The following is a 4,494-nucleotide window of genomic DNA, read 5'->3' as shown; positions in this document are numbered from 1 at the left end:
GGGCAGACACACCATCGCCCAAAAGATCGGGGGTGAATATCCCATGAATGCCGTGTTCGTCGGTCGAGTATTCACAGGCGAGATTTATCATGAGGAATTGGGTTGTGCGCACCCAGACCGTGACTGGATATTGAGCAGAATTCTGTGGCTTGATGGCTGTGAGGATGGCGTGAATAAGGGTAAGAATGCCGATGGCGTCTGCGATACTTTTTCGCGTTACATCTATATCCATGGCACGCCTGACACTGAGCCGATGGGCAAGCCTATGTCGCATGGTTGCGTACGCATGCGTAATGAGGATATAGTGTGGCTTTATGATGTGGTGGATGTCGGTACGGCGGTAAATATTGTATGAATGGGATGGGGTGGTGGACTGATGAGTTTGATATTAAAATCATCGGGCATTGCTAAGGGGCTATTAGTGTCGATGTTGGCGCTGCTAACAGCTTGTACAAGCTTGCCAAATGCTAAGCAGACGACTAACACGGGGCTGATGTCTATACCTGCTAAGCAGACGGGCGTGTACATCATATCATATGATAAAGACAAAAAAGACATTCTCATGCAAGCCATCGGCCATCATGCAGATGAGATATTGTATGAGTACAAGAATTTAGGCAGTATGCTGGCGATTAAGATCAGCGCTGAAGATCTGGTTGAGCGCATCAATGACTACAAGCAGATCGATGGCGTTATCCAGATCGCCAAAAGCCAAACAATGTATCTACAATAATTGACTGCCATCAGTCAGAATAATAAAAGGGTAAAGCGTGAATTTACAAAAAGTTGATTTAAATTTATTGGTGTATTTGGATGTGTTGCTGCGTGAGAAGAACGTAACGCGTGCCGCTGAGCAGCTTGGCATTACACAGCCTGCGATGAGTAATATTTTGCGTCGATTGCGCTCTTTGTTTAACGATCCTCTGTTGGTGCGCTCATCAGAAGGCATGACCCCAACTGAGCGTGCAGGCGAGCTACAGCCACGCATCAGAGAGATACTCTCGGATGTCAGTACGCTATTAGAGCCGCGTACCGAGTTTCGTCCTTATAGCACTTCGCGCGTGTTTCGCATCATGACGAGTGATTACGCTGAGGCGACCTTGGTGCCAAGGCTGGTCAAGGCACTGCGTAGCGAAGCACCGAACGTGATTTTGGACTTTTTGACACCGTCGGATGTCTCTTATCGTGACATGGAGCAGGGGCGTGTGGACTTAGCGATTAACCGCTTTAACGAAATTCCCCAAAGCTTCCATCAAGTGCTGGTGTGGCGCGATACGTTTAGCTGCCTACTGTCAGCGGACAGCCCATATGTGGGTCGATTTAATCTCAAGAATTATCTTAAGGCTCAGCACGTCTGGGTGTCTAAGACCGGTATGGGTGTGGGCTTTGGGGTGAATCCTGAGAAGTCCGGCGGTCTAGGTTCGATCGACCAAGCGCTGCAGCGACTGGGTCAAAAACGCCAAATCAGCGTATTCACCCGTCATTATCAGATGCCTGCGATGCTCGCTGCGAATAAGGATTTGATTGCTACTTTACCCACGCGTGTCGCCAAGCTACAGGCGCATAACAATCCGCAGATTGTGGTGAAAGAGCCGCCGTTCTTCATTCCTGAATTTGAGCTGACGATGGCGTGGTCGCCGCTACTGCAACATCACCCTGCACACCGCTGGCTAAGACAGCTGATTCTGCACGTCGCGCGCCAAGTCATCGCTGAAGAAGAAGCGGCTCTACAATCCGCCAAACTCATCAAAAGCAGCGCATAATCACTTAATAATAAACCGCCCAAATCATCCATTTGGGCGGTTTATTCTTGACTTATTAATGGTGTAATGCCAGCGCAATCCTAACAGAATTATTGATTCTGAGCAGGGCGTAGATCGCGCTGATCGGGCAGAACTTGACGTTCTTCATCAAAGCTATCAAGCGGTGAGAAAGCGACATTCTTCGCTGGTAGCTTTTGAACATGAACGAGACGCCAGTCATGAATGCCGTCGTTGCTTACTTGTAGGTAGTATTTGGCGGGGGTTTCATCCAGCGTGACTTTGCCTGTATAGCGATTCTCACCGACGTGGCGAATGCTGATATCTTTATCCTTAGTGCTGTCGGTAGCGTGCGAGATGCTAACAGCGAGCATCTCTGGGTATTCTAATGGCGTACCATCGCGTAGTTTACCCGATGACAGGGTGTCGTTGGGATAACGTAGCTCAAAGCTGACATTATCGCCATCGAAGCGCATGATGCCAGAGACGCCTAGGTCATGCGCCAACTGGTCACGTGTGGCATCTTGGTAGAGTGTCTTGCCATCCATGTACCAATCATCACGCACAGTGCTGTCCTGAACTCGAATGGCATAGATGATAAAGAAAATGCACACTACCACCACGAGCGCAGGCAGACCGATGACGAAGATGGTCATGAAGGGGTTCTTGTACCAAGGTTCTTTTTGAGTGTGGGTCATGAGATCAGGCCGTATGATAAATTTGACCAGTATTCTAGCATATTTTGGGATGGGGCTAAAGGGCGGGAGTGCCCAAAATATTCAGGCAAGCTGAATGCATGCACAAAAAAATTCCCAAAGCAGGCTTTGGGAATTTTGGTTCATATGTCATCTTATTTCTTTGGCTCGTAGATGAAGATATCTTGAGCGCTGGCACTATATTTACCATCTTCGGTATATAAGGTGATGGTAACAGGTGTGTTGCCCGCCTTGATGACTTTAGCATCGCCGATGATGCTGACAGGCAGGTCGTATGGTTCGTTCGCTTGTAGTGGCAGCTGCTTGAAGCGTGAACGCAGCGTCATGCCTTCGACAGGCTCAAGTCTTACCTTGTAGACTTGACGTTCGTCGGTCTTATTGACGATTTTTAGGACGTAGCTGTTCTCGACTTGACCGTTCTTGACTGTGCTTAGCTGTTTACGATCATGACGAATCTCCATCTCTAGTGGCGCTCTACCTGTCGCGACCAGTGTCGCAGCAGTGATGGCAGCGCCCAATACGAAGATGTAAGCGAAAATACGTGGGCTGATGATCTTGGTTTTTTCTTTTTCGATCATTTGGCGTTCGGTGGTGTAACGAATCAGACCGCGTGGATAGCCAACTTTATCCATGATCTCATTACACGCATCGATGCACGCCGCGCACTGGATACACTCGACCTGCAGACCGTCACGGATATCAATACCTGTTGGGCAGACTTGCACACACATGCTGCAGTCCACACAGTCGCCATAGCCTTCAGGGTGGGTGTCTTTCTTGCGTGCGCCACGTGGTTCGCCACGCTCATAGTCATAAGATACGAGTAGGGTGTCCTTATCGAACATCACACTCTGGAAGCGACCATAAGGGCATAGATGCACACACATGTGCTCACGCATGTAGCCGCCATTAGTCTGAGTGACGAAGGTGATGATAAGGAAGAATACCCACGTCATCTTACCCCAACCCATAAAGAATGGAGTCGAACCATTGAAGAACAGATAGTCTGTACCGACGATAAAAGAGATGAAGGTCAGTGCCGTCACTGCTGAGATTACGCCCCAAACAGCGTGCACAGCCAACGTCTTGATGATCTTCTCAGCGCCCCAAGGCTGCTTGTCGAACTTCATGCGCTTGTTACGATCACCGATGATCCACTTCTCAACGTGCTGATACAGATGCACGTAGATGGTCTGTGGGCAGGCATAGCCACACCACACACGACCAGCATAGACGGTCACCATGAACAGCGTCATCGCTGCGATGATGAATACAAACGCAAAGAAATAAAAATCCTGCGGCATAAAGGTCGCACCAAAGATATAAAACTTCGGTTCGATCACATCAAGCAAGATCGCCTGACGACCATTCCAGCGAATCCACGGCGCAACCAAGAATGCCAAGAAGATCGCATACATCGTAAACACACGAATGTTTTGATATTTGCCCTTGACGAATCTGGGGTGAACACGGTGCTTGGTGGCATCCATGTCTTTGGAATGTGGAATGATCTTTTCTGGTGGTGGACGCTGTTTTTTTGGTTTTTTTACGGGTGGGGTGGGTGTATCACCTTTGGGGTCAGGTGTGGGATTGGGGGTAGAATTCTCTGACATGATAGACACCTTAATACGCTTGCCGTCTAATAAGCATGGCGGCTGGCTTTATCAACATTAAAAAATAACAAATAATAAAATACACTATTTTTATGGGGATATTTTAGCACTTTCCCCAGATTCTGCATGACTATTTTGTAATTATCAACAATCTTTCTCAATTATGCGAAATACGATTAAGCTTGTGAATTTTTGGAATAATATTCAGATCCAATAATACAAATGGCATTTATATTTTTTAAAAATTTGTAGGGAGTGGTATGGTAAATCATCTTGTTTATCAAAATAGCAAGTATAGACTTTAATCATCCTAGAGATAATTCGGAAACAAAGACATTCTGTAAGTCATAAGCACGACTGTCAAAATAACTCGCCTGAGAGTGTAATAATTTCTTTATAATATTT

Annotated in this window: 5 protein-coding genes; 3 read left to right on the top strand and 2 right to left on the bottom strand. The window is 47.2% G+C overall.

From position 1 onward, the window contains the following. From GY683_RS06060 to GY683_RS06050, 3 genes are all read left to right on the top strand, one after another. Positions 1-355, top strand: a 355-nt coding sequence (locus GY683_RS06060) for a L,D-transpeptidase (protein WP_297287887.1), incomplete at its 5' end; no start/stop codon positions are given. A gap of 21 nt (positions 356-376) precedes the next feature. Then, positions 377-733 (top strand): hypothetical protein, encoded by a 357-nt coding sequence (locus tag GY683_RS06055; RefSeq protein ID WP_297287886.1) that lies wholly within the window; start codon positions 377-379, stop codon positions 731-733. A gap of 37 nt (positions 734-770) precedes the next feature. Further along, on the top strand, positions 771-1,763 hold the full coding sequence (locus GY683_RS06050) for a LysR family transcriptional regulator (protein WP_297287885.1): 993 nt from the start codon (positions 771-773) through the stop codon (positions 1,761-1,763). An 89-nt stretch (positions 1,764-1,852) separates the two neighbouring features. On the opposite strand, the gene GY683_RS06045 is transcribed toward GY683_RS06050, so the two are convergent. Further along, on the bottom strand, positions 1,853-2,458 hold the full coding sequence (locus GY683_RS06045) for a FixH family protein (RefSeq protein ID WP_297287884.1): 606 nt from the start codon (positions 2,456-2,458) through the stop codon (positions 1,853-1,855). Between the two features lie 152 nt (positions 2,459-2,610). Further along, positions 2,611-3,966: a cytochrome c oxidase accessory protein CcoG gene (gene ccoG, locus GY683_RS06040; protein WP_297287888.1), complete on the bottom strand. Its 1,356-nt coding sequence runs from the start codon at positions 3,964-3,966 to the stop codon at positions 2,611-2,613. Between the last annotated feature and the right edge of the window lie 528 nt (positions 3,967-4,494).

It is taken from the genome of Moraxella sp. (assembly GCF_024227015.1).
Lineage (GTDB): Bacteria > Pseudomonadota > Gammaproteobacteria > Pseudomonadales > Moraxellaceae > Moraxella.
This window is presented reverse-complemented; position numbering and strand designations above follow the sequence as displayed.